The organism is Pseudoduganella sp. GW821-FHT05F09 (genome assembly GCF_059419605.1).
Map to the genome: position 1 here is coordinate 181,600 of NZ_JBWKSD010000006.1, position 23,803 is coordinate 205,402.

Sequence of the window (23,803 nt, forward strand, 5' to 3'; positions counted from 1 at the left end):
GTGCCGTTTTTCGCCTACAAGGCCCGCAACGCGCGCGGCGAACTGATGCAGGGAGTACTGGAGGGCGCCGACAGCAACGCGGTGGCCGACCAGCTGTTCGGCACCGGCGCCACGCCGGTGGAAATCACGCTGACGCGCCAGGCCGTGGCCAAGGACGGCGAGAACTGGTGGACCAGGATGACCGAGAAAAAGGTCAATTCCATGGACGTGCAGCTGTTCAGCCGCCAGCTCTACACGCTGCTCAAGTCCGGTGTGCCTATCATGCGCGGGCTGGCGGGCTTGCAGGAATCGGCCATCAGCAAGGCTTTCGGCAAGGTGCTGAAGGATTTGCGCGAGTCGCTGGACGCGGGCCGGGAACTATCGGTTGCAATGCGCCGTCACCCGCTGGTATTTGATAATTTTTATTTGTCCATGGTGCGGGTTGGCGAAATGACCGGGCGCCTGGATGAAATCATGCTGCGCCTGTTCGACCATCTTGAGTTTGACCGGGAAATGAAGAACCGGGTCAAGAGCGCGCTGCGCTATCCGACCTTTGTCATGGTGGCCATGACGCTCGCCATGATCGTGGTGAATGTATTCGTGATTCCGCAGTTCGTGAAGGTGTTTGAAAGCTTTCATGCGGAATTGCCGCTCATGACGCGCTTCCTGATCGGCATGTCGAATTTCATGGTCAACTATTGGCAGTGGTTGCTATTTGCTGCTGTAGCGGCTGCGTTCGGCTTCCGCCAATGGATTAAAACCAGCAGCGGACGCCTGACCTGGGACAGGCTCAAGCTGCGTTTCCCAATAGCGGGCAAGATCATCCATAAAGCGACCATGGCCCGCTTTGCGCGCAGCTTTGCCTTGTCCAGTCGCAGCGGTGTTCCCATCGTGCAGGCGCTCACTGTGGTGTCGCAGACGGCCGACAATGCCTATCTGAGCGCGCGCATTGAGCAGATGCGCGACAGCGTTGAGCGCGGCGACAGCATTTTGCGGACTTCGATCGTCGCAGGCATTTTCACGCCTGTGGTGCTGCAAATGATTGCGGTCGGCGAGGAGTCCGGCTCGCTGGACGATCTTATGGATGAGATTGCCGCGATGTACGAGCGGGAGGTGGATTACGAACTGAAGACGCTGGCCGCGCAAATTGAGCCCATCATGATCACTTTCCTGGGGGCCATGGTGCTGGTGCTGGCGCTGGGTATTTTCCTGCCGATATGGGACCTGGGCAAGGCAGCCATCCCCAAATGACGCATCCGGTTCGTGACAATGTCTCACAAATGCAACGAGGCCGACTTGGCGGTTTGACACTTCTTGAATTCGCGGTTGTTGTCATTGTTCTAGGCGTATTGCTCACAGTATTCTTGCAGCGCGTGTACTTCTATCAAGGCGAGGCGGAACGTGCGGAAGTGCACAAACTGGTCGCAAATATGCGGGTAGGCCTTAATAGCAGGCTATTACAGGCTGTAGTGCAAGGAAAATTGCGGGAAATGGCGGTGTTGGCGGGTTCGAATCCCATTGAATTGCTGGCCCGGCCACCGATTAATTATCTGGGCGAGGTAGACGAATCGGTTGGACATCGGGCAGCCCCGGGCAACTGGTATTTTGAGAGTCGCGGGCGAAAACTTGTGTATGTGTTCAGCAGCAAAAAAAGTTTTCCTGGCGACTCATATGAGCGCTGGTGTTTCAGGTTAGAATCAGCTCGCTTGCCCACAAAAAACGCCAAGCCCAATGGAACGCCAGATCTTGATGGTGGCGTGGCCCTGATTCAAGTTGACGGCAACTAGCCGCTGCAACTTCACAATTTTTGTCTTAGTTGGAGATTTAAATGCAAATCAAACAAATGGGTTCGCTGCGTAGCGGGGCACAAGCCGGCTTTACGCTGATCGAGCTGATCGTGGTCATTGTGATCCTTGGCATCCTGGCTGCTACCGCACTGCCAAAGTTCGCCGGTCTGGGCGGCGATGCACGCATGGCGAAGCTGCAAGCGGCTCGTGCCGCTGGCTTGAGCGCCGTCAGTATGTACCGTGGCCGCTGGCTGGCCAACGGTTCGCCCGCCACTGCCAGTACTTACGATACTACTGTGACAGTCAACGCCAGCGGCTGGCTGACCGGCGATGCTGCTGGTTTCATTGCAGCCGCAGGCGGACTGGCTGATTACACCGTCAGTTCTGCTTCCGGAGTAGTCACGGTCAAGGCAGACGCTTCGCACGCCAACTGCCTGATCACGTATGACGCGTCAACCGGTGCCGTGAGTGCTGTGCCTGCGACGTCCACTTGCGAGTAAACATGCAACTTGTGCGCAAGCCGTTTCGGCGGGCATAAGCTTGATTTCCCATAAGTACCGCAGTGAACTGCCTGGCCTTCGTGTCAGGCAGTTTGGGTTTACGTTCGTGGAACTCATCCTGGTTATCGTCGTAATCGGGATTCTGGGAGCGGTAGCGGCGCCCCGTTTCTTTGATCAGAAGGGCTACACGGCGATCGCGTTTGCGGATCAGGTGCGGGGATTGATACGCTACGGACAGAAGGTGGCGATAGCACAGAACCGCAATGTATATGTGCGTCTGGACGGCGCCAGCGTGGCACTGTGCTACGACAGCACCTTGGCCTGTACGCAGCGCGTTCAGCCTCCGGGTGGCGCCAATTCAGGTAGCAGCGCAACCTTGCAGCGCTGCGGCAATGCCGCTAACTGGGCCTGCGAAGGCGTACCCAGCGGCATTAGCGTTACCAGTCACGCGCTGTTTTACTTCGACCCTATGGGCAAGCCATTCCTAGCGACGGATTTGCCGCCTGTGCTGTTCTCGAACTTCACCAGCCGCACCATAGTCGTGTCGGGAGATGGATTGAATCACAATGTCAATGTCATTGCGGAGACGGGCTATGTCTATTGACAAACGCCAGCGTGGCTTGACTTTGATCGAACTGGTGATGTTTATCGTCATCGTGGGCATCGCCGTGGTCGCCATACTGCGGGTATTTGCCTTGAATACCGGCAGCAGCGCCGACCCGGCCCGCCGCAAGCAGGCTCTGGCCATCGCCGAAGGGCTGATGGAGGAGGTGAGGCTGGCGCCGTTTACCGCCTGTGACGGCGCCGACCCGGCAGTGGAAACCCCTGGCGCGGCCTGCACCGTCGCCGAGGGCGTTGGTCCCGAGCCCGGCAACTCGCGCCCATACGACAACGTGAACGACTATGTGGCCGCCTTTGGTGCGCCCAAGACCTACGCCACTGACGTGGTGGGCAACAGCTTCCCAAGCGGCTACGCGGCGACCGTCACCATCGTCGAGGACAGCGCCTTCGGCCCGGCCGGCGCCCGGGTGCCGCAAAACCTGGCGCTGCGCATCACCGTCAGCGTGGCCTATGGTTCGGAGAACGTGGTGCTGGAAAGCTACCGTGCGCGCTATACGCCGCAAAACCTGCCGATCAGCCCACCGCCGCCATGAGAACATCTTTCCCGCTCCGCCGCGCGCGCGGCTTCACGCTGGTTGAAGCCATTATCGTCATCGTCATCACCGGCATCGTGGCCGGTATGGTGGCCATCTTTATCAAGGCGCCGGTGCAAAGTTATGTCGACAGCGTGGCGCGCGCCGAACTGAGCGACGCTGCCGACCTGATACTGCGCCGCATCAGCCGCGAGCTGCGCCTGGCGCTGCCCAACAGCATCGTGGTGTCGGCCGACCGCCGCTCGGTCATGTTCCTGATTACCAAGACCGGCGGCCGGTATATCGACGTGCGCGACCAGCCGCCGCCCGCCGTGCTGCCGCTCAGTTTCACCAACCCCACCGCGCGCACCTTCCACATGGCCGGCGCGGCGCCCACCGGCCGCCAAGCCATCGTGCCGGGCGACTTTATCGTGGTGTACAACCTGGGGCAGGGCCAAAGCCCGGCCGACGCCTACAACCAGCAGAACGCCGGCCTGGTCACCGCCGTCAACGGCACGCAGATCACCATGGCCACCAATCCCTTCGCCGTCGCCACGCCCACCATGCCGTCGCCGACCAGCCGCTTCCAGGTGGTGAGCGGAACGGTGGTGTACCAGTGCGCGCTGCCTGCGAGCGGAACCGGTACGCTAACGCGCTACGTGAATAACCAGGTGCTGCAGGCGGTGGATGTGCCGGGTCCGCTGGGCGTCGGCGCGCTGATGTCGAACGCGGTGGCGTCATGCCAGTTCGACGCCACGCAGCTGCCCAACATCCAGACCGCCCTGATCACCATCAAGCTGAAGCTGCAGCTGCCCAACGGCGAGGCCGTGGAGCTGGTGCGGCAGGTTCACGTGGATAACACGCCATGACAACGCAACTCTCCATAGCGCGGCGCTTGCGGCGCCAGGCCGGCGTGAGCATCGTCACCGCGATTTTCCTGCTGGTGGTGCTGTCGGCTTTGGGCGCGGCCATCGTCACCCTGTCGACCACGCAGCACCAAGGCTCGGCGCTGGATTTGCTCGGCTCGCGCGCCTACGAGGCCGCGCGCTCCGGAGCCGAATACGGCTTGTACCGGCAGGCGATAGACGGCGCCTGCGGCACCAGCTCGTTCACGATGCCGGCGGCAACGATGACGCCTTTCACGGTCACCGTGCAGTGCGCGCAGAACCAGACCAGCAATATGCCTGCCATCGCCGCTGCGCCCGGTGTGGCCGCCCAGCCCGCCGGCCATCCGCTGCAAACCATCATTACCTCCACGGCCTGCAACCAGCCGGCCAGCGGCGCTTGTCCGAACCCCGCGCCGACATCGCCGGACTATGTGCAGCGCGTTGTGACGGTGCAGTTCTGATGGGGGCGCTGCGCAGGGCTTTGCTGGCTGGGCTGGGGGCGCTGCTGCTGCTGCTGCTGGCCGCGCCTGTCGCGCGCGCGGATACGCCGATCAAGCAGTTCAAGGCCTTCGCCGGCAATATCAACTTCACCGGCGCCGAGAAGAGCATGCGGACCTTGCCCAATCCCAGTGGCAATAACGGTGGCGACGCCTGTGCGGTCGACGAAGGCACCTTGAATATGCCGCTGACCGGCTTGCCATCCGGCTCCACCGTTCTGAGCGCCCACCTGTACTGGGCCGGCTCCAACCCGGCGCCACAATACACGGTCAACTTCGACGGCGTATCGGTCACCGCGCCGGCGGCGCGCCAATTCTCCTTGGATTACGTCAGCTCCAACGTGCATAGGCCATTCTTCGCCGGCGCAGTCGATGTGACCGGTCAGGTGAGGGCCAAAGGCAATGCGGTTTATACCGTCGGAAGCATGGCGATCGTAAAGGGCGAGCCGTATTGCTCGAACCAGACGGTGCTTGGCGGTTTCCAGCTGCTGGTGGTTTATTCGCTGCCGAGTGAAACGTTCCGCGTACTGAATATTTATGAGGGTTTCCAGTTCATCAGCAACTCTTCGCAGTCCTTGGTGCTTAGCAATTTCCAGATCCCGAACCCGATCGGAACCGTTACTGGCCGGGTAGGACATATTACCTGGGAAGGCGACGCCACGCTGAACGACAGCGAGTATCTGCAGTACAACGGTGTGGCGATGCAGGATACGCTCAACAATAGCGATAACCAGTTTAATTCCGCCAGCAACATCGATAACAATGCGGCGTCCTACGGCATCGACTTCGATGCCTATACGGTACGCTCGCCGGTAATCAAGGGCGGCGACACGCAGGCGACCACCACCTACCGCTCCGGCCAGGACCTGGTGCTGATGAACGCGGAAATCATCGCGGCGCCGAATGTGCCGGCCACGGACCGCAGCATCACGATGACGCTGAACAACACGTTGGCCCCGTCGCTACCCAGCATTTACACCATCACGGTAGGCAACAACGGACCGCTTGCCGAGACTGGCCCTATCGTGGTGCGGGATACGCTGCCCGCTTCGCTGATCTACACCGGCGCCAGCGGCACCGGCTGGACTTGCGGCATGCTGGCGCAGGTGGTGACTTGCACCTATAGCGGCACGCTGGCGATGGGCGCCACCTTGCCCGTCATCCAGCTGCGCGTCACGCCGGCCGCGAATGCCAGCGGCCTGATCAGCAATACTGCGACGGTGAGCGGCGCCCTGTTCGACTACGACGGCAGCAACAACAGCGCCACCGTGAGCGTGCGCGTCGGCCAGGGCGGCATTTTGCCCGTGTATGTATTCACCGACGCGGTCTGCGCCCACGGCCAGCCCTTCGGCAGCGCGGCTCAGCCTTGCAAACGGATTTCGCTGGCGACGGTCACGGCCAACGAGCCGATACCCATGTATGTCACCTACACGGTAAACGAAGTGCCGACCAGCCTGGCCACCAGCGACACCACGGTTAAAATGAAGTTTGCATTGTCTTGCCACAATCCTGCCACCGCCAACGGACGCAAGGCCAGTTTTAACCCGCGCGGCGCGTCCGCCATTTCGCTGGAATTGTGCGCACAGAGCGGCCTGGTGCCAGCCGCCAGTGCGGCCGAGTGGGGAAACACTTTCCGCGATGTGGTGCTGCCGGCCAATTCGCCCACCAGCGCGGCGATCTACGAGTTCAACTACGCCGACGCCGGCCGGATTGAACTGCTGGCCATCGACCAGGCCGGCAAGCTGGGCACGACCGATCCGTTCGTGTCGCGCCCGCGCGAACTGCGGCTGGCCACCATCACCAGCGTAGGCATAACGCCGTCCCGCAACAACCAGGCGGGCTGGCCGGCGGCATCCTTGAGCGATGGCGCTTTCGTACCGGCGGGATCGAATTTCCGGGTGCAGGTGCAAGCCATGTCCGGAGGCAGCGTGCCCGTGATAACGCCCAACTTCGGCCGCGAAGACGACCCGCTGGCCCTCACGCAGACGGCCAGGGTGGCGACCGATGCCAGTGGTGAATACTTTGTGGATATGGCCCCGACGGTTGTGCTGCGCGGCACGTTCGGCGGGTTCAGCAGTGGCGTGGCCAGCGGCGATTTTGCCTTTGACGACGTCGGCATTATCCGGCTCAGCGTGCAGGCATTGGATTATCTGGGAACGGGCCCCATTGACGTGCTGCCGGTCAACGTTGGCCGCTTCTACCCGCACCATTTCGACACCGTTCCTGCGCGGACCCTGGACTGCCATACCCTGCTGCCGTGCGCGGCTGGCGTGAACGGCGCGGCCTATTCGAAGCAGCCGTTCCCGGTGCAGTTACTGGCCCGCAATGCGCTCGGCGCCACCACCGTCAACTATCGCGGCAGTTTAGCCAGGGCGGCGGCATTGACGGCTTTCTCCGCCGCGCAGGGGAGTAGCGCCAATCCGCCCAGCACGCCGACCGGTTCGGTGCTGAGCGCGGCCACCGTTGCCGCAAGCAACTTTGTGGACGGCATCGCTACGCTTACGCCGGTTTATACCTTTCCAACGGTAAATGCGGCCAGCACCATCGCGCCGACGAATATCTTCCTGCGCGGCACCGAGACCAGCGGCACCGACGCCGTCACCTCCAAGATCAGCGGCGCCATCGAGGGTGGCCTGGTGATCGTCAGCGGCCGCTTTGTGGCCAGCCATGGCTATGGCTCGGAGCTGCTGCCCATGCCGCTGGACTTGCAGGCGCAATTCTTCAGCAGCAGCGGCTGGCAACTGAGCATCAGCGACAACGCCAGCAGCCTGGCCGGCACCGACCTGGTGTTCAGCAGCTGTACCAAGACGCTGGCAAACGGTGCGCAATGCAAGGCCGTGCTGGCCTCCATGTCCGCCGCCACGGTGACGTTGCAAAAAGGCGCGGCGACCATCCGGCTGGCGGCGCCGGGCGCGGGCAATTACGGCAGCACGAATGTGATGCCTGCCAAGCCGGTCTGGCTGCCCGGCGTCTATGGACGGCTCACTTACGGCACCTACCGCGCGCCATACATTTACCTGAGGGAAATGCATTGACCGGCTTGCAATGTGCTTTTTGTCTCCATTCGGCAAAAAAGCAGGGGAAAGTTGTTTCAAGGGATGAAATATGGCCTCGACGCGGCAGGAATCTTGAATATAATCAAGCCACTGCGACGGTTTGTGAATGCATCGCTAAATATTGAGACGGTTTTATGGGTTTTTGGGGAAAAGCGAAGAAAAAAGACGGCTGGCTTGCCATTGCGCTCTATGCGGACGGCGTGCTGGCTGCGCGCGTCGAGCGCCGCCGCGAAGCCAAGCCCGCTGTCCGGACGGCGCTGTTTGTGCAAGGCGCGCGCGAGCAGGCCGGCGCGGCCTTGGCGCGTCTGCACAAGGACCTGAACACGGCGCAGTACCAGTGCTCGAGCGTGCTGGGCATGGGCGAATACCAGCTGCTGATGCTGGAAGCGCCCAATGTGCCGGCCGAGGAATTGAAGACGGCGGTGAGCTGGCGCCTGAAAGACATGATCGACTTTCCGGTAGCCGACGCCACCGTGGACGTGCTGGATGTGCCGGTGGCCAAGAACGCGCCCGCCCACAACCACCAGGTGTTTGCCGTGGCCGCGCGCAATAGCGTGATCGAGCCGCGCCAGAACCTGTTCGCGGGCAGCAAGGTCTGCCTGGACGTCATCGACATCCCTGAAATGGCCCAGCGCAATATCTCAGCCATGCTGGAGCCGGAAGGGCGCGGCGTGGCCTTGCTGTCGTTCGACATGGACGGCGGCCTGCTGACGGTCACCTTCGGCGGCGAGCTGTACCTGGCGCGCCGCATGGACATCACGCTGGCCCAGCTGCTGATCGGCGACAGCGGCAAGCAGCAGCAGCTGCACGACCGCATCACGCTGGAGCTGCAGCGTTCGCTGGACCACTTCGAGCGGCAGTTCAGCCATGTCGCAGTATCCAAGCTGGTGCTGGCGCCGACCGGCAGTCCGGAGCTGCACGACTACCTGTCGCGCAACCTGTATCTGCCGGTGGAAGTGCTGGACCTGGACAGTGTGCTGGACCTGGAGCAAGTGCCCGAACTGCGCGACCCGGCGCAGCAGGCGCGCTACTTCATGACGCTGGGCGCCGCCCTGCGCGATGAAGGAGGCCGCCCTTGAGCCAGCAGATCAATCTCTTCAATCCGCGCTTCCTCAAGCAGAAGAACTATTTCTCCGCCGCCGCCCTGGCTGGCGTGCTGGGCGTTGTACTGCTGGCCGGCCTGGCCGCCGGCATGGTGGCAAAGCAGCGCGCCGCCGCGCTGGAGGCGCAGGCCGCCGCCGTCAAGAGCGAGCTGGCGCAGAGTGAAACCCGCAAGACCGCCGCGCTGACTGAACTGGCGCCGCGCCAGCGCAGCGCCACGGTGCAGCAGGAACTGGACCAGGCCGAGGCCGAAAACCGCGCGCTGCTGGGCGTGTCGGCCATACTGGACAAGGGCGAGTTCGGCAACACGCGCGGCTACTCGGCTTACTTCAAGGCGTTTGCGCGCAGCCGCGTCAACGGCTTGTGGCTGACCGGCGTGCAGATCGTCGGCGCGGGCAATGAGATCGGCTTGCAGGGGCGCACCCTGCAGGCCAGCCTGCTGCCGGGCTATCTGGGCGGGCTGTCGCGTGAGCCGGTGTTGAAAGGCACCAGCTTCGGCCACCTGGAGATGAACCAGCCCAAGCCCGCTGCGGCCGTGCCGGGCGCGCCCGCGCTGAGCACGGCGCCGCCGGGCGGCGAAGGCGCATCCAGTGCGCCCGCAGTGGCGCCTTATATTGAATTCCGCCTGCAAGCCATGCCCGCCGGCGCCAAAGCGGAGGCGCCATGAAGCAGCAATGGTTGAAACTGGCGGCCCGCATTGAAGCGCTGAGCCTGCGCGAGCGGCTGATGGCCTGCGGCGCCGCCGCCGCGATGATCGTGTTCTTGCTCTACACCATGATGATAGAGCCGGCGCTGGCGCGCGAGAAGTCGCTCAAAGCTGTGATCAGCCAGCAGCGGCAGCAGATGGCCGCCAACGACATGGAACTGGCGCAGCGCCAGGCCGTGGCGCAGATTGACCCCGACCAGGGCAGCAAGAACCGCCTGGCCAAGCTCAAAACTGAGAACGAGTCCATGCGCACCGCCTTGCGCACCATGCAAAAAGGGCTGGTGGCGCCGGAGAAGATAGGCCATATGCTGGAGCAGATGCTGCAAGGCGGCAAGTTGAAGCTGGTGTCGCTGAAGACGCTGCCGCCGCGCGGCATGAGCGACGGCCGTTTTGCCGAGCCGGAAGGCGGCGCCGCGCCGGTGTTGAACGACACCCAGCGCGTTGCCAACAATCTGTTGCAGCCCGCCGCTCCCGCAGCGCCCGCCAATGCCGCCGCCGCCGGTGCCGCCGCCGCGCCGGTCCCCGCCAAGCAGGAAGAACTGCTGTACCGCCACGGCGTGCAGCTGGTGCTGCAGGGCAGCTACCTGGACATGGTGAATTATATGGAAGCGCTGGAGCATATGCCGTCCCAGCTGTTCTGGGGCAAGGCCACGCTGGAAGCGGAAGACTATCCGAAAGCGCGCCTCACGCTGACGCTGTACACCCTGAGCCTGGATACGAAATGGATAGCGCTGTGAAGCATATCGCCCTGTACGCCGCACTGGCCTGCCTGCTGGCGGGGCCGGCGCAAGCGCAAAGCCTGGCCGATCCCACCAAGCCGCCCGCCGTCATGGGCGTGCAGGGCGGCGAGGCGGGCGGGTCCGCGGAGCCGGCTGCGCCGCAGTTGCAGTCCATCCTCGTCTCGCGCGAGCCAGGCGGGCGCCGCGTCGCCGTGATTAATGGCGAAATGGTGCGGGTGGGAATGAAAGTTGGCGATGCCGTCGTCGAGCGGGTGGGCGAAACGGAAGTGGTACTGCGCCGGGGCAAATCCCGGGAAACGCTGAAGCTGTTCGCCAAACCATGAAGCACAAAATAACAGGCTCCAACCGAGTGATAACCATGCAAAAACTCATACACCTCGCTTGCGCCGCCGGCGCCGTAGCCAGCCTGGCGGCCTGCCAGAGCCAGATTGCCGCGAAGCGCGACACTTATGAGGAGATCGGCAAGGAAGTGCGCCAGGCCGCCGCCAACTCGCCGCGCCAGCAGGCCGCGCCCGACGCGGTGGAGGCGGCGCTGCTGCCGCAGCTGCCGGCGCTGGCCTCGCAGCTGCCCAAGGCGCGCGCGGTGCTGGACGAGCGCTTCAACGTGGCGTTCAACCAGGTGCCGGTGCAGCAATTCTACAATTCCATCGTGGCGGGCACGCGCTACAACATGCTGATCCACCCTGAAGTGAGCGGCACCATCACTGCCCACCTGAAGGACGTGACGCTGTTCGAGGCGCTTGACGCGGTGCGCGAGCTGTACGGCTACGACTACAAGGTCGAAGGCACGCGCATCTACATCCGTCCGCTGACCATGCAGACCCGCATGTTCAAGGTGAACTACCTGACCGCCAACCGCAAGGGCAGCTCCAATGTGCGCGTGTCGTCCACCTCGGTGGGCACGGCGGGCGCCACCACGTCCGGCCAGAGCGGGCAGAGCGGCAACGGCCAGAACAACACGCCGCAGCAGCCGCAGCAGAACGGCCAGCATGCAACGCAGGAAGATTCCAGCAACGTCACCACCACGTCCGACAGCAATTTCTGGGCCGACCTGAAGGAAGCGCTGACCGCGCTGATGGGCGGCGTGGCCGACGGCCGCAGCCTGGTCATCAGCCCGCAGTCCGGGGTTATCGTGGTGCGCGCCATGCCCGAGCAGCTGCGCAATGTGGACCAGTACCTGAAGGCCACCCAGCTGGCGGTGGAGCGCCAGGTGATTCTGGAGGCGAAGATACTGGAAGTGCAGCTCAACACCGGCTTCCAGAGCGGCATCAACTGGGCCTCGTTCGCCTCCTTTAAAACCGGGCATGACAACCGCGTCTCTGCGGGCTTCCTGCAGCCGGGCTCCGCATTGCAGCCGCTGCCGTTTGCCGGCGGCCAGCCGCCCACCATGACCACCGGCGCCGGCCTGGCCGCGAGCACCGGCTTTGCGCTGGCCAACGCCGCCACCAATCCCGGTTCGCTGTTCGGCCTGGCCTTCCAGACCAGCAATTTTGCCGCCATGATTTCCTTCCTGGAGTCGCAAGGTTCGGTGCACGTGCTGTCCAGCCCGCGCATCGCCACCATGAACAACCAGAAGGCCGTGCTGAAGATAGGCACCGACGAGTTCTACGTCACCGGCGTGAGCACCACCACCAATTCCAACGCCACCGGCAACACCACCAGCCCGAATGTGACGCTGCAGCCGTTCTTCTCCGGCGTGGTGCTGGACGTGACGCCGCAGATCGACGACGAGGGCAACATCATGCTGCACGTGCATCCGTCGGTCAGCCAGGTGACCACCGTGAACAAGGTGGTGAACCTGGGCAGCGCCGGTTCGCTGAACCTGCCGCTCGCCGCTTCCAGCACCTCGGAGATGGACAGCATGGTGCGCGGCCAGGACGGCCAGATCGTGGCGATCGGCGGCCTGATGCGCCAGTCCACCGTCAACGACCGTTCCCAGCTGCCCGGCGCGGGCGACATTCCGGTGGTGGGCGCGCTGTTCCGCAATACCGACAGCCAGACCCAGAAGCGCGAACTGGTGGTGCTGATCAAGCCCACCATCGTGGACGGCGCCGCCAGCTGGACGCAGGATATGCAGGACGCCAGCGGCCGCATCGACAAGCTGGACCCGCGCCGGCCTATGGAGCGCCGCTGATGTACAAGTCCCACTTCGGCCTGCGCGAGGTGCCTTTCAGCATCACGCCGGACACGAGCTTTTTCTTCACCAGCCCGCATTCGCAGGAAGCGCTGAATACGCTGCTGGTGGCAGCCCGGAGCGGTGAAGGCTTCATCAAGATTACGGGCGAGGTCGGCACCGGCAAGACGCTGCTGTGCCGCAAGTTCATGGCCACGCTGGGCGAGGAATTCGTCACCGCCTACATTCCCAATCCCTATCTCGAGCCGCGCACGCTGATGCTGGCCCTGGCCGACGAGCTGGAGATTACGCTGGAGCGCGACGTGGACCAGCACCAGCTGCTCAAGTCCATCAACTACCGGCTGCTGGAACTGGCGGGGCAGGGCAAGCAGGTGGTGCTGTGCCTGGACGAGGCGCAGGCGATCCCGGTGGAAAGCCTGGAAGCCTTGCGCCTGCTGACCAACCTGGAGACCGAAAAGCGCAAGCTGCTGCAGATCGTGCTGTTCGGCCAGCCCGAGCTGAACGCGCACCTGGAAAGCCCGACCATCCGGCAACTGGCGCAGCGCATCACTTTCCATTACCACCTGGGCGCCTTGTCCAAGGACGACCTGGATTATTATCTGGCGCATCGTTTGCGTATTGCGGGCTATGCCGGCGGCAGGCTGTTCGCGCGCGGCGCGGTGCGCAAGCTTTACCTGGCGACCGGCGGCATACCGCGGCTGGTCAACATCATGTCGCACAAGGCGCTGATGCTGGCGTATGGCGAAGGCCGCCAGCAGGTCGAAAAGCGCCATGTGACGCTGGCCGCCTCCGATACGGTGGCGCCGCCGCGCGCGGCATGGCCGTGGTTCGCCGGCGCTGCCGGACTGGCGCTGGCGGCGTGCGGCATTACCTGGGCTTTGATCAAATGAGTCTGATAAATAAAATGCTGCAGGACCTGGACGCGCGCGGTGGCGCGCAGGCCGGGCACAGCAGCGTGCCGCAGATGCGCGCCGTCACCACAGGCCAGCCACCGCGCGCCATGATGGCGGCAGGGGCCGGACTGGCCGTGGTGCTACTGGGCCTGAGCGGCTGGCTGGGCTGGCGGTTTATGCACAAGCCGGAGGCTGTGCCTGCCACCGCTCCCGCTGCCCCGGCGGCGGCCCGCGCTGCTGCCCCTGCTGCTCCCAATGCAGCGCCCGCTGCTGGGTCTGTCGCTGCGGGGAGCGGTGCTGCGGCGCCGCACGGTTCGGCGCCTTTGCTGGCCGTGGTGCGCCCCATGCCGGTAGCGCCGGACGCCGTTGCGCCAGACGCCGGCGACACGGCAGCGAGTTTCTCACGCCGCCCGCCCCGCGCCAAAGCGGATGAGCACAACGCCGCAGAGCTGGCGGCGGAACTGAAGGCGGCCAAGAAGAAGGCGCGCCAGGCCAGGATCGAGGCGGAGCGTTTGGCTGCGGCCGACGCGGCCACGGCCAAAGCCAGTGCGAAAGCCCTCGCCGCAGCTGGCCGCGCAGCCACGTCCGCAGCTGGCACGGCAGACGCGCCGGCCGCCGCGCGCGCGGCGAAGGCCGAGGCTAAAGCCAAGGCGGTGCGCGGCGCCGAAGCCGCAACCCCGCCCGGCACTGGCGGCGTGACGGTCACGTCGCAGCAGCAGGGCGAGAATGCCTACCGGCGCGGTTTGGCGGCATTACAGGAAGGTCGCGTGCCGGATGCGCTGGCCAATATGGAGCAGGCCGTGTTCCTGTATCCGCGCCACGATACGGCCCGCCAGACGCTGGTGGGCTTGCTGATCGAGAACAAGCGCCTGGACGAGGCCATGCGCCATTTGCAGTTCGGACTGGGCCTGGATTTGAAGCAGCCGCAGATGGCCATGATATTGGCGCGCTTGCAGATAGAGAAGGGTGGCCCGGCCATCGAGACCTTGCAGCGCACCTTGCCCTACGCGGGCGGGAACGGCGACTACATCGCCTTCCTGGCCGGCGCCTTGCAGCGCGCGCAGCGCAACCGCGAAGCGGCCGAGCAGTATCAGGCCGCGCTGCGCTTGCAGCCGCAGAACGGCGTGTGGTGGATGGGGCTGGGAATTGCGCTGATGGCCGACAAGCGCAACCCCGAAGCGCAGGAGGCGTTCACGCGCGCGAAGAACAGCGGCAACCTGTCGCAGGAGCTGCAGAGTTTCGTGGACCGCAAGCTGCAGCAGCTGGGACGCTGAGGTTTGGCGGGCTACAAGCTAGCCTGTTCGCCCCAGATTTGCTTCATGCTGAAGCGCACGTCGGCCTGGTCTTCGCTGAGGACTTCGGCGATGGCGCAGTCGGGGTCGCTGGCGCGGCGCAAGGCCTGGCTCAGGCCGCTGGCGTCGCGCAAGGATTTGCCGTTGGCATCGCGCAAACAGTGGATGTGGATCTCGCCGCTGCCGTCGCGCTGCGTCACCACGCCCACCTCGCCATTTTGCAGGCGCACCAGCGCGCCCGGCGGGTACTTGCCTATCTGGCTGATGAACTGGTCCGCCAGCAGCGCATCGCTGACCTTGGCCGGGTCGCCCAGCAAATTGTTCAATGCCCTGTCCGCCAGCACCGAGCAGCGGTAGTTGCGTGCCGACACCTGCGCGCAATAGCGGTCCGCCAGGCTGATCAGCCGCGCGTTCTGCGTGATCTGCGCGCTGGTGCGGCCTTCGGGATAGCCGGTGCCGTCGTCGTTCTCATGGTGCATCAGCACGCAGGCGATCCACTCCTCGTCGTCCACGCCCGCGTCGCGCAGCAGGTCCACGCTTTCCTCCGGATGGCGGCGCACGATGGACATTTCCTCGCTGCTCAGGCTTGAATTCTTGTTGAAGGTGTTCTGGTGGCGCAGCATGCCCACGTTCATGGTCAGCGAGGCCGCCGCGATCACCAGCATTTCCTCCTGCGGCTTGCGCATGCGCTGCGCCACCAGCGTGGCCACGATGGCGGTCTCGATGCAATGGCGCACCGCATAGGTGCCGGCGATCTGGCTCAGGAAGATGCTGGCCAGCGCCACGTCCTGGTTCAGCTGCACCGCCGCCATCACTTCGCGCGCGATGGCGCGCAGTTCGCTCTGCGCGTTCGCTTCGTTGCGCAAATCGGCCAGCAGCTTTTCCAGGCGGCGGTTGGACTTGTTCAGCGCGTTGAGTGCGGAAGGCCGCGCCATGGCCAGGTTGGGCGTGTCGCCCAGGACGATGTCTTTCAGGCTGCTGTACTGGTTCATGGCTCTATCCCCGTGCTGCCGTCTTCTTATATTCTGGCCAGGCGTTCAAGCGCCAGGGCCAGTGTGTCGTCTTTTTTCGCAAAGCAGAAGCGCACGATGCCGGACTCCTGGCCTTGCTGGTAAAACGCGGAAACCGGTATCGCCGCCACTTTCACTTCCGTGGTCACCCATTCGGCGAACTGCGCTTCCGGCAGGTCCGAAATGGCGCCGTAGCGCACGCACTGGAAATAGGTGCCGTCGGCCGGCAACAGCTCGAAGCGGCTGCCTTGCAGGCCGTTGCGGAAGATGTCGCGCTTGCGCTGGTAGAACGCCGGCAGCTGCTGGTAGGGCGCCGGATCGGCCATATAGCTGGCGATGCCGTGCTGCATGGGCGTATTGATGGAAAAGACGTTGTACTGGTGAACCTTGCGGAACTCCACCATCAGCGCGGCGGGCGCGGCCACATAGCCTATTTTCCAGCCGGTCACGTGGTAGGTCTTGCCGAAGCTGGACACCACAAAGCTGCGCGCCGCCAGCTCCGGAGAGCGGCAGATCGATTCGTGCCGCTCGCCGTCGTAGACCATGTGCTCGTACACTTCGTCCGACAGGATCAGGATGTTGCTGCCCCGGACAATATCGGCCAGCGCCTGCATGTCGGCCGCGCGCAGCACGGTGCCGGTGGGGTTGTGCGGGGTGTTGATGACGATCATGCGGGTCTTGCCGCTGACGGCGGCCTGCACCTGGTCCCAGGGCACGCTGTAGCCCGCTTCTCCCACCGCCATCTGCACCCGCACGGCCACGCCGCCGGCCAGCTCGATGGCGGGCAGGTAGCTGTCGTAAGCGGGTTCGATCACGATTACTTCGTCGCCCGGATGGACCGCGCACAGGATGGCGGTGGTCAGCGCCTGCGTGGCGCCGGCGGTGACGGTGATTTCGGCGTTGACGTCGTAGCGGTGGCCGTAATGCGCGGCGATCTTGTCGACGATGGCCTGCCGCAGCACCGGCGCGCCGGTCATCATGGGGTATTGGTTGAAGCCGGCGCGCATGGCGTCGCTCACCATGTCGACCAGTTTCGGCTCGCAGGCAAAGTCCGGGAAGCCCTGGCCCAGGTTGACGGCGCCGTGTTCGGCGGCCAGCGCGGACATGCGCGTGAAAACGGTGGTGCCGACCGCCGGCAAGCGGGTGGCCAGGACGGGGGGTGCGGGCAGTATTTGACGGCTGTTCATGGGGCGTAGACGGAAGAATGCGTATGCTTATTCTAGCGCAGCCGCCACTATTCGGTGTTGCTCATCCGCCCACAATTTTGAGAGAGGCGCTCAGGCTTCCGGGGTCCACGCCTCCGGCACCATGACCTTGAACATGCCGGCCTTGGCCAGGCGCTTGCCCAGCTTGAGCAGGGCCTTGTCCTTGGTGATGAGGATGGCGGCGCCGGCGTCGCGCGCCAGCTCCAGGAATTTCTGGTCGTCGCGGTCGGTGCAGACCGGCAGGCGCACGCCGGACTCGGGCGGCTCCACCACCTTGATCAGCTGGTCGAAACGGGCCGCGCTCAGCGGGCGGCTGTCGTCGTCCAGCGGCAGGTGCTTGTAGTGCAGCACCACCAGGTATTCAGCGCGGCAGTCGGCCCGGGTGATGGCTTCCACGGCGCCGCTTTCAATCGCGGTGAGCAGGGCGGACCAGCGCGGGTCCTTGAACACGAACAGGTCGAGGCAGACATTGGTGTCCAGCACGATGCGTTTTGGTGAAACAGGTATCATGTCGGTTCTTGATATGAAGTAATGTTTAAAATTTATGCTGATAGTGCTTTCACCCGCCAAAAGTCTCGATCTGGAGACCCCTCCGACCACCAAACTGCACACCCAACCCGATTTTCTCGACCATTCGGAACAGCTGATCAGCCGCCTGCGCGATTTCTCGCCCGCCGAAATCGGCGAGCTGATGGATATTTCGGATGCGCTGTCCACGCTGAACGTGGCCCGCTATGCGTCCTGGACCAAGGATACGTCGGAAGCGCGCCAGGCGGTGATGACTTTTAACGGCGACGTGTACGACGGCCTGGCCGCCCGCACGCTCACGCCCAAGCAGCTGGGCTACGCGCAGCAGCGCGTGCGCATCCTGTCCGGCCTGTACGGCATGCTGCGCCCGCTGGACCTGATCCACCCGCACCGCCTGGAAATGGGCACGCGCCTGAGCACGCCGCGCGGCAAGGATTTGTACACCTTCTGGGGCGACACCATCGCCGACGCGCTGAACCGGACCGCCGAGGAGCAGGGCGCCGAAGTGCTGATTAACCTTGCTTCCGAGGAATATTTTAAGTCGGTCAAGCGCGCCAGGCTGGGCATGCCGGTGATTACGCCGGTGTTCGAGGACTGGAAGAACGGCAAATACAAGATCATTTCGTTCTACGCCAAACGCGCGCGCGGCCTGCTGGCCCGCTACGCGGCGGTGAAGAACATTACGAATCCGGAAAAGCTGAAAGCCTTCGACGTGGACGGCTACGCCTTCGACAAGAAAGACTCGGACGAACGCACCTGGGTGTTCCGCCGCCGCGTTGCCGAGTAATCAAAGCTCCCGCGCTGCGGGAGCTTCAACGGCTTAGCCCCAGAGTTTCCACCACTGGCGTTCTTTTTTCACGCCTTCGTCGAGGAACTTGCTGTTCGGGTAGTTCTTCTTGAACACGCGCAGGGCGTCGTCGTGCATCTGCACGTTGCCCATTTTCTCGTAGCCACGGATCATGATGAACAGCGCTTCCTCGATGGAAGGCGAGTCGCGGTAGTCGCTGATCACGCCCATGGCGCGGTTCACGGAGGCCAGGTAGGCGCCGCGGCGGTAGTAGTAGCGCGCCACGTGCACCTCATACGAGGCCATCGCGTTAATCAGATACTTCATCCGGTCGATGGCATCCGGCGTATACTGGCTGTCCGGGAACTTGTCGACCAGCGCCTTGAACGCTGCGAAGGCCTCACGGGTGGCCTTCGGGTCGCGCTCGGTGGGATCCTGTTCGTAGATGAAGTTCAGGAAGCCGATCTGATCGTTGAAGCTGATCAGGCCGCGCAGATAGTACATATAGTCTACGTTGGCATGATTGGGATGCAGCTTGATGAAGCGTTCCACGGCCGCCAGCGCCTGGGCTTGATCCTGGGCCTTGTAGTTGGCGTAGGCGATTTCCATCTGCGCCTGCACCGCATAAGTGCCGAACGGATAGCTCGCTTCCAGCTTCTCAAACAACTGAATTGCACGCTCGTAGTGCCCGCCGGCCAATTCCTCCTTGGCCTCCGAGTATAATTTCGTAGCGGACCAGCCTTTGGTTTCATCTGCCTTTTCCGGCAGCAAGCTGCAGCCTGAGAGGCTGAGCACTAAGAAAGTTGCTGCTGTTGCTGCTGTTTTTGCCGCGCTTACCGATAATTTTTTTTGCATGTTGTTTTGCAAGAACGTTTAACCAAGATATGTACAACTGGCTGATTATAGCCGATGGGAATGCTGTGATTTTAACTAATAACGATAATAACGAAATAGACGCCGACTTTGATGCGGACTTCCTGGGCGAAGACGAGGCCAGCGACGCGCTGGCCCCTATCGTACTCGAATTGAGCCCCGAAGCGTGCGGCGAACGCCTGGATAAAGTGATCTCCAAGCTGGTGCCCCAGTTTTCGCGCGGCCGCCTGCAGATGTGGATCGAAGGCGGCTTCGTTACCGTGGACGGCAAGCCATCGAAAACCAAGGCCACCGTGTATGGCGACGAGAAGGTCGTCATCCTGCCGCAGCCGGACCAGGAAACCGAGGCCTTCAAGCCGGAGCCGATGGACCTGGACATCGTCTACGAGGACGAGCACCTGATCGTGGTCAACAAGGCCGCCGGCCTGGTGGTCCACCCCGGCAACGGCAACTGGAGCGGCACGCTGCTGAACGGCCTGCTGCACCACTGCCCGCAGCTGATGGGCGTGCCGCGCGCCGGCATCGTGCACCGCCTGGACAAGGACACCAGCGGCCTGATGGTGGTGGGCAAGACCCTGGCCGCACAGACCGACCTGGTGCGCCAGCTGCAGGCGCGCAGCGTGAAGCGCGAATACTGGTGCCTGGTGTGGGGCACGCCGCAGTCCGGCGGCACCATCAACAACCCCATGGGCCGCCATCCCAAGGACCGCGTGAAGATGGCCGTGTCCACCGGCCTGGGCGCCAAGCCTGCTATTACGCACTATGAGCGCATCGAGTCCGGCGTGCTGGAAGGCCGTCCGGTCAGCATGGTGCAGTGCCGTTTGTCCACCGGCCGCACCCACCAGATCCGCGTCCACATGGCCCACCTCGGCTTCCCGCTGATCGGCGACTATGTGTACGGCAAGGCCCACCTGACGCACTTCTTCCCGCGCCAGGCCCTGCAGGCGCGCCGCCTGGGCCTGATCCACCCGGCCACCGGCGAGGACTGCGAATGGCGCGTCCCGCTGGCGGACGACTTCGCCGCGCTGCTGGAGCAGGTCGGCATCCACAACCCCGGCCTGGACGACGTGGGCGGCGACATTGAAGACGACTACCAGGAAGACGACTTCGACTACGGCGACGACGACTGATGACAGGACCGAGGAGCGCTCCGCAATGGCTGGTTCCCGACTGGCCGGGCCTGCCGCCGAACATCGGCGTGCTGGCCAGCACGCGGCGCGGCGGCGTCAGCCCCGCGCCCTATGACGACGGCCAGGGTGGAGGCGGGCTCAACCTTGGTATCCATGTCGGCGACCAGCCGCACAATGTGGCGCAAAACCGCGCCATGCTGGCGGCGGAATTGCCGGACGAACCGGTCTGGCTGAACCAGGTGCACGGCGTGGCCGTGGCGGATGCGGACAAGGTCCGTCCCGGCCAGGTGCCCACGGCCGACGCCAGTATCGCGCGCGCGCCGAACACGGTTTGCGCTATCCTCACGGCCGACTGCCTGCCGGTGCTGTTCTGCGACACCGCCGGCGCGGTGGTGGGCGCGGCCCACGCCGGCTGGCGCGGCCTGGCCGACGGCGTGCTGCAGGAAGCCACGCGCGCCATGCGCGAGGCGGGGGCAGGGGAGATCATGGCCTGGCTGGGCGTGGCCATCGGCCCGGTGCGCTTCGAAGTCGGCAACGACGTGCTGCAGGCTTTCCTGAAAGAGGCGCAGGCCTCCGGCGACGCGGCGGCGGAGGGCCTGGTGCGGGCCGCCATCGTGCCGATCACGGGCAAGCCGGGCAAATACCTGGCGGACATGTACGCGCTGGCGCGCGCCATCCTGCGGCGCGACGGCGTGCTGCGCGTCGCGGGCGGAGAATACTGCACGGTATCGAACTCCGGCCGTTTCTACTCCTACCGGCGCGACGGCGTGACCGGACGGCAGGCGAGTTTGATCTGGATCAAATGAGGCGCGGCCGGAAGGCCTTAGGCTTCGGGTGGCCGCTCGCAGGCGGCAGCGGTCTGTTCCTGGGCCGCTTGCTCGCGCGCGGCGCGGGCGCGCTTGCGCCGGCCCGACCCTGTTAAATAGAATAGTATTCCCAAAGGCAACACGCAATACAGCAAAAACGTCATAATTCCGGCAACCACGGTAGGTTCGGTGAATGCCATCAGCACCACCACGTAGATCCAAGCAACAGCGACAATCAGCATAAGCAGTCTCGGTAAAAAACTCTTTTTATGGACTAAACATGAAATTGCCCGATCCTCAAGCCTTTGCCACCTCCTGGACCTCGCAATTCAGCGACCCGGCCCAATGGCAATCCTGGTTCAACATGGTGCCGGACGTCCAGTCCCACCCCATCGGCGCCATCCTGCGCGATGCGGGCGCCACCATCAAGCCTGACACGATCGAGCAGCTGAAAAACGACTACCTCCAGCAGTTCGGCGCGCTGTGGCAGGAAGTCCTGTCCGGCAAGGCGCCGTCGCTGAGCGACCGCCGTTTCTCCTCGAGCGCCTGGCAAAGCAACCCGGTGACCGCATTCAATGCCGCATCATACCTGCTTAACGCCAAATTCCTGACCGCCATGGCCGACTCCATCGACGCCGCGCCGCAGCAGAAGCAGAAAATCCGCTTCGCCGTGCAGCAGCTGGTGGACGCCATGTCGCCCGCCAACTTCCTGGCCACCAACCCGGAAGCCCAGCAGAAGCTGGTGGAAACCAAGGGCGAAAGCCTGACCAAGGGCCTGGCCAATATGCTGGGCGACATGCAGAAGGGCCACATCTCGCTGTCGGACGAGTCCGCCTTTGAAGTGGGCCGCAACCTGGCGCTGACGCCGGGCCACGTGGTCTACGAAAACGATTTGTTCCAGCTAATCCAGTACACGCCGGCCACCGCCAAGGTGCACGAGCGTCCGCTGCTGATGGTGCCGCCGTGCATCAACAAATTCTACATTCTCGACCTGCAGCCGGAAAACTCCGTGGTGCGCTACGCGGTAGAGCAGGGCAACACCGTGTTCCTGGTGTCCTGGCGCAATCCGGACCAGTCCATGGCCCAGGTGAGCTGGGACGACTACGTCGAGCGCGGCGTGATCAACGCCATCGGCCTAGTGCGCGAGATCAGCGGGCAGGACAAGATCAACGCCTTCGGCTTCTGCGTGGGCGGCACCCTGGTCAGCACCGCGCTGGCCGTGCTGGCCGCCCGCGGCGAGCAGCCCGCCGCCAGCCTCACCCTGCTGACCACCTTCCTCGACTTCAGCGACACCGGCGTGCTCAACGTCTTCGTCGACGAAACCCAGGTGGCGCTGCGCGAGCAGTCGCTCAAGGCGGGCGGCCTGATGCCGGGGCGCGACCTGGCCACCACCTTCTCCAGCCTGCGCCCGAACGACCTGGTATGGAACTATGTGCAGTCCAACTACCTGAAGGGTAACGAGCCGGTGCCGTTCGACCTGCTGTACTGGAACTCGGACAGCACCAATCTGCCCGGCCCCATGTTCTGCTGGTATCTGCGCAACACCTATCTGGAAAACAGCCTGAAGGAGCCCGGCAAGCTCACCGTGGCGGGCGAAAAGATCGACCTGTCCGCCATCGACGCGCCGGCCTTCATCTACGCCTCGCGCGAAGACCACATCGTGCCGTGGACCTCGGCCTACAGCTCGCTGAACATCCTGAACCCGAAAAAGCCCAAGGCCAACCGCTTCGTGCTGGGTGCGTCCGGCCACATCGCCGGCGTGATCAACCCCGCCTCGAAGAAAAAGCGCAGCTACTGGATCAACGACGACGCCACGCCCAAGACCGTCAAGGCCAAGCGTCCGGACGCCGACACTTGGCTGCAGGGCGCGGCCGAGCACGCGGGCAGCTGGTGGCCGGAATGGGCCAAGTTCCTGGCCGAGCACGGCGGCAAGGACGTCAAGGCGCCGACCCAGCCCGGCAACGCCGCACACCAGCCTATAGAGCCGGCCCCAGGCCGCTACGTGAAAATGAAAGCCGACTAGCGTCTTGGTTGCGTTGCAATAAAACACGAAAGTTATAAGCCAGAACGTGCTGATGAGTTTTTTTCACTCTATAATAGGACTATGAGGCTTGTGAAAAAGCGGACCTGGTTCGCTTTTTTTTCGGATTAACGCGCTGCGGCGCAATACGTGGACTTGTGATGAGTAGTGCAAAAAAAAATGCGGAACGCTTGATCAAGAAATATCCCAATCGCCGGCTGTATGACACGCAGACCAGCTCCTACATCACCTTAACCGACGTCAAGCAGCTGGTGCTGGACAACGAAGAATTCACGGTGGTCGACGCCAAGTCGAATGAAGACCTGACCCGCAGCATCCTGCTGCAAATCATCCTGGAAGAGGAGGCCAGCGGCGTGCCGATGTTCTCCACCAGCGTGCTGGCGCAGATCATCCGTTACTACGGCCACGCCATGCAGGGCATGATGGGTTCCTACCTGGAAAAGAACGTCGAAGCCTTCACCGACATCCAGCGCAAATTCACCGGCGCCTCGCTGGACGGCAAGCCGTTCAGTCCGGAAATGTGGACCCAGTTCATGAACGTGCAAGGCCCGATGATGCAAGGCATGATGAATAATTATATCGACCAGAGCAAGAGCCTGTTCGTGCAGATGCAGGAGCAGATGCAGAACCAGAGCAAAAACCTGTTCGGCGCCTTCCCCTTCGTCATGCCGGTGCCTCCCACCGACAAAAAGTAAGCAATAAGCTTTCCCCACTGCAA

Annotated in this window: 25 protein-coding genes; 20 read left to right on the forward strand and 5 right to left on the reverse strand. The window is 63.6% G+C overall.

Annotated elements, in window-relative coordinates:
* The 15 genes from AC07S4_RS20555 to AC07S4_RS20625 all read left to right on the forward strand — a co-directional run bounded on the left by AC07S4_RS20555 (position 1) and on the right by AC07S4_RS20625 (position 14,687).
* Positions 1-1,230, forward strand: a complete 1,230-nt coding sequence (locus AC07S4_RS20555; RefSeq protein WP_494988419.1) for a type II secretion system F family protein — start codon at positions 1-3, stop codon at positions 1,228-1,230.
* On the forward strand, positions 1,227-1,766 hold the full coding sequence (locus tag AC07S4_RS20560) for a type II secretion system protein (RefSeq protein ID WP_494988420.1): 540 nt from the start codon (positions 1,227-1,229) through the stop codon (positions 1,764-1,766). Before AC07S4_RS20555 ends, AC07S4_RS20560 begins: the two co-directional genes overlap by 4 nt.
* Before the next feature lie 41 nt (positions 1,767-1,807).
* The gene (locus AC07S4_RS20565; RefSeq protein ID WP_494988421.1) at positions 1,808-2,266 is read left to right on the forward strand and encodes a type II secretion system protein; all 459 of its coding nucleotides are present in this window, start codon (positions 1,808-1,810) and stop codon (positions 2,264-2,266) included.
* A 40-nt stretch (positions 2,267-2,306) separates the two neighbouring features.
* The gene (locus AC07S4_RS20570) at positions 2,307-2,870 is read left to right on the forward strand and encodes a prepilin-type N-terminal cleavage/methylation domain-containing protein (RefSeq protein WP_494988422.1); all 564 of its coding nucleotides are present in this window, start codon (positions 2,307-2,309) and stop codon (positions 2,868-2,870) included.
* A complete protein-coding gene (locus AC07S4_RS20575) occupies positions 2,860-3,420 on the forward strand; it encodes a prepilin-type N-terminal cleavage/methylation domain-containing protein (protein WP_494988423.1) in 561 nt (186 codons plus the stop codon). The genes AC07S4_RS20570 and AC07S4_RS20575 overlap by 11 nt, the downstream gene beginning before the upstream one ends.
* Positions 3,417-4,268: a prepilin-type N-terminal cleavage/methylation domain-containing protein gene (locus tag AC07S4_RS20580; protein WP_494988424.1), complete on the forward strand. Its 852-nt coding sequence runs from the start codon at positions 3,417-3,419 to the stop codon at positions 4,266-4,268. Before AC07S4_RS20575 ends, AC07S4_RS20580 begins: the two co-directional genes overlap by 4 nt.
* A complete protein-coding gene (locus AC07S4_RS20585) occupies positions 4,265-4,747 on the forward strand; it encodes an agglutinin biogenesis protein MshP (RefSeq protein ID WP_494988425.1) in 483 nt (160 codons plus the stop codon). The genes AC07S4_RS20580 and AC07S4_RS20585 overlap by 4 nt, the downstream gene beginning before the upstream one ends.
* The gene (locus AC07S4_RS20590; protein WP_494988426.1) at positions 4,747-7,818 is read left to right on the forward strand and encodes a DUF6701 domain-containing protein; all 3,072 of its coding nucleotides are present in this window, start codon (positions 4,747-4,749) and stop codon (positions 7,816-7,818) included. Before AC07S4_RS20585 ends, AC07S4_RS20590 begins: the two co-directional genes overlap by 1 nt.
* Positions 7,819-7,973: 155 nt before the next feature.
* Entirely contained in the window at positions 7,974-8,918 is a 945-nt protein-coding gene (locus AC07S4_RS20595) for an agglutinin biogenesis protein MshI (protein ID WP_494988427.1), read from the forward strand.
* Complete coding sequence (locus AC07S4_RS20600) at positions 8,915-9,607, forward strand: MSHA biogenesis protein MshA (RefSeq protein ID WP_494988428.1); 693 nt, start codon at positions 8,915-8,917, stop codon at positions 9,605-9,607. Before AC07S4_RS20595 ends, AC07S4_RS20600 begins: the two co-directional genes overlap by 4 nt.
* Positions 9,604-10,383 carry a type II secretion system protein M gene (locus tag AC07S4_RS20605; RefSeq protein WP_494988429.1) on the forward strand — a complete coding sequence of 260 codons (780 nt, stop codon included), beginning with the start codon at positions 9,604-9,606 and terminating at the stop codon, positions 10,381-10,383. The genes AC07S4_RS20600 and AC07S4_RS20605 overlap by 4 nt, the downstream gene beginning before the upstream one ends.
* Positions 10,368-10,709 (forward strand): MSHA biogenesis protein MshK, encoded by a 342-nt coding sequence (locus tag AC07S4_RS20610; RefSeq protein WP_494988430.1) that lies wholly within the window; start codon positions 10,368-10,370, stop codon positions 10,707-10,709. The genes AC07S4_RS20605 and AC07S4_RS20610 overlap by 16 nt, the downstream gene beginning before the upstream one ends.
* Before the next feature lie 35 nt (positions 10,710-10,744).
* Positions 10,745-12,520, forward strand: coding sequence for a pilus (MSHA type) biogenesis protein MshL (mshL, locus tag AC07S4_RS20615; RefSeq protein ID WP_494988431.1), 1,776 nt, complete (start codon positions 10,745-10,747; stop codon positions 12,518-12,520).
* Positions 12,520-13,410, forward strand: coding sequence for an ExeA family protein (locus AC07S4_RS20620; RefSeq protein ID WP_494988432.1), 891 nt, complete (start codon positions 12,520-12,522; stop codon positions 13,408-13,410). Before mshL ends, AC07S4_RS20620 begins: the two co-directional genes overlap by 1 nt.
* Positions 13,407-14,687 (forward strand): tetratricopeptide repeat protein, encoded by a 1,281-nt coding sequence (locus AC07S4_RS20625; protein WP_494988433.1) that lies wholly within the window; start codon positions 13,407-13,409, stop codon positions 14,685-14,687. Before AC07S4_RS20620 ends, AC07S4_RS20625 begins: the two co-directional genes overlap by 4 nt.
* A gap of 11 nt (positions 14,688-14,698) precedes the next feature.
* Here AC07S4_RS20625 and AC07S4_RS20630 read toward each other — a convergent pair whose 3' ends face one another.
* From AC07S4_RS20630 to AC07S4_RS20640, 3 genes are all read right to left on the reverse strand, one after another.
* Entirely contained in the window at positions 14,699-15,697 is a 999-nt protein-coding gene (locus AC07S4_RS20630) for an HD-GYP domain-containing protein (RefSeq protein WP_494988434.1), read from the reverse strand.
* A gap of 26 nt (positions 15,698-15,723) precedes the next feature.
* Positions 15,724-16,902 carry a pyridoxal phosphate-dependent aminotransferase gene (locus AC07S4_RS20635; RefSeq protein ID WP_494988435.1) on the reverse strand — a complete coding sequence of 393 codons (1,179 nt, stop codon included), beginning with the start codon at positions 16,900-16,902 and terminating at the stop codon, positions 15,724-15,726.
* A gap of 90 nt (positions 16,903-16,992) precedes the next feature.
* Positions 16,993-17,430, reverse strand: coding sequence for a putative toxin-antitoxin system toxin component, PIN family (locus AC07S4_RS20640; RefSeq protein WP_494988436.1), 438 nt, complete (start codon positions 17,428-17,430; stop codon positions 16,993-16,995).
* A gap of 34 nt (positions 17,431-17,464) precedes the next feature.
* Between AC07S4_RS20640 and yaaA the strand changes: the two genes are divergently transcribed.
* Positions 17,465-18,235, forward strand: coding sequence for a peroxide stress protein YaaA (gene yaaA / locus AC07S4_RS20645; RefSeq protein WP_494988437.1), 771 nt, complete (start codon positions 17,465-17,467; stop codon positions 18,233-18,235).
* Positions 18,236-18,268: 33 nt separating this feature from the next.
* On the opposite strand, the gene AC07S4_RS20650 is transcribed toward yaaA, so the two are convergent.
* Positions 18,269-19,090: an outer membrane protein assembly factor BamD gene (locus AC07S4_RS20650; RefSeq protein WP_161072346.1), complete on the reverse strand. Its 822-nt coding sequence runs from the start codon at positions 19,088-19,090 to the stop codon at positions 18,269-18,271.
* A 68-nt stretch (positions 19,091-19,158) separates the two neighbouring features.
* On the opposite strand from AC07S4_RS20650, the gene AC07S4_RS20655 reads away from it, so the two are divergent.
* Both AC07S4_RS20655 and pgeF read left to right on the forward strand, forming a co-directional pair.
* Positions 19,159-20,238 (forward strand): RluA family pseudouridine synthase, encoded by a 1,080-nt coding sequence (locus AC07S4_RS20655; RefSeq protein ID WP_494988620.1) that lies wholly within the window; start codon positions 19,159-19,161, stop codon positions 20,236-20,238.
* Positions 20,238-21,044, forward strand: a complete 807-nt coding sequence (gene pgeF / locus AC07S4_RS20660; protein WP_494988438.1) for a peptidoglycan editing factor PgeF — start codon at positions 20,238-20,240, stop codon at positions 21,042-21,044. The genes AC07S4_RS20655 and pgeF overlap by 1 nt, the downstream gene beginning before the upstream one ends.
* A gap of 17 nt (positions 21,045-21,061) precedes the next feature.
* Here the strand turns inward: pgeF and AC07S4_RS20665 are convergent, their stop codons facing one another.
* Positions 21,062-21,286 carry a hypothetical protein gene (locus AC07S4_RS20665; protein WP_494988439.1) on the reverse strand — a complete coding sequence of 75 codons (225 nt, stop codon included), beginning with the start codon at positions 21,284-21,286 and terminating at the stop codon, positions 21,062-21,064.
* A 38-nt stretch (positions 21,287-21,324) separates the two neighbouring features.
* Here AC07S4_RS20665 and phaC point away from each other — a divergent pair, with 38 nt between their 5' ends.
* Together phaC and phaR are read left to right on the forward strand one after the other, a co-directional pair.
* Complete coding sequence (gene phaC / locus AC07S4_RS20670) at positions 21,325-23,067, forward strand: class I poly(R)-hydroxyalkanoic acid synthase (RefSeq protein WP_494988440.1); 1,743 nt, start codon at positions 21,325-21,327, stop codon at positions 23,065-23,067.
* Positions 23,068-23,225: 158 nt separating this feature from the next.
* Entirely contained in the window at positions 23,226-23,780 is a 555-nt protein-coding gene (gene phaR, locus AC07S4_RS20675) for a polyhydroxyalkanoate synthesis repressor PhaR (protein ID WP_228896446.1), read from the forward strand.
* Positions 23,781-23,803 lie beyond the last annotated feature (23 nt).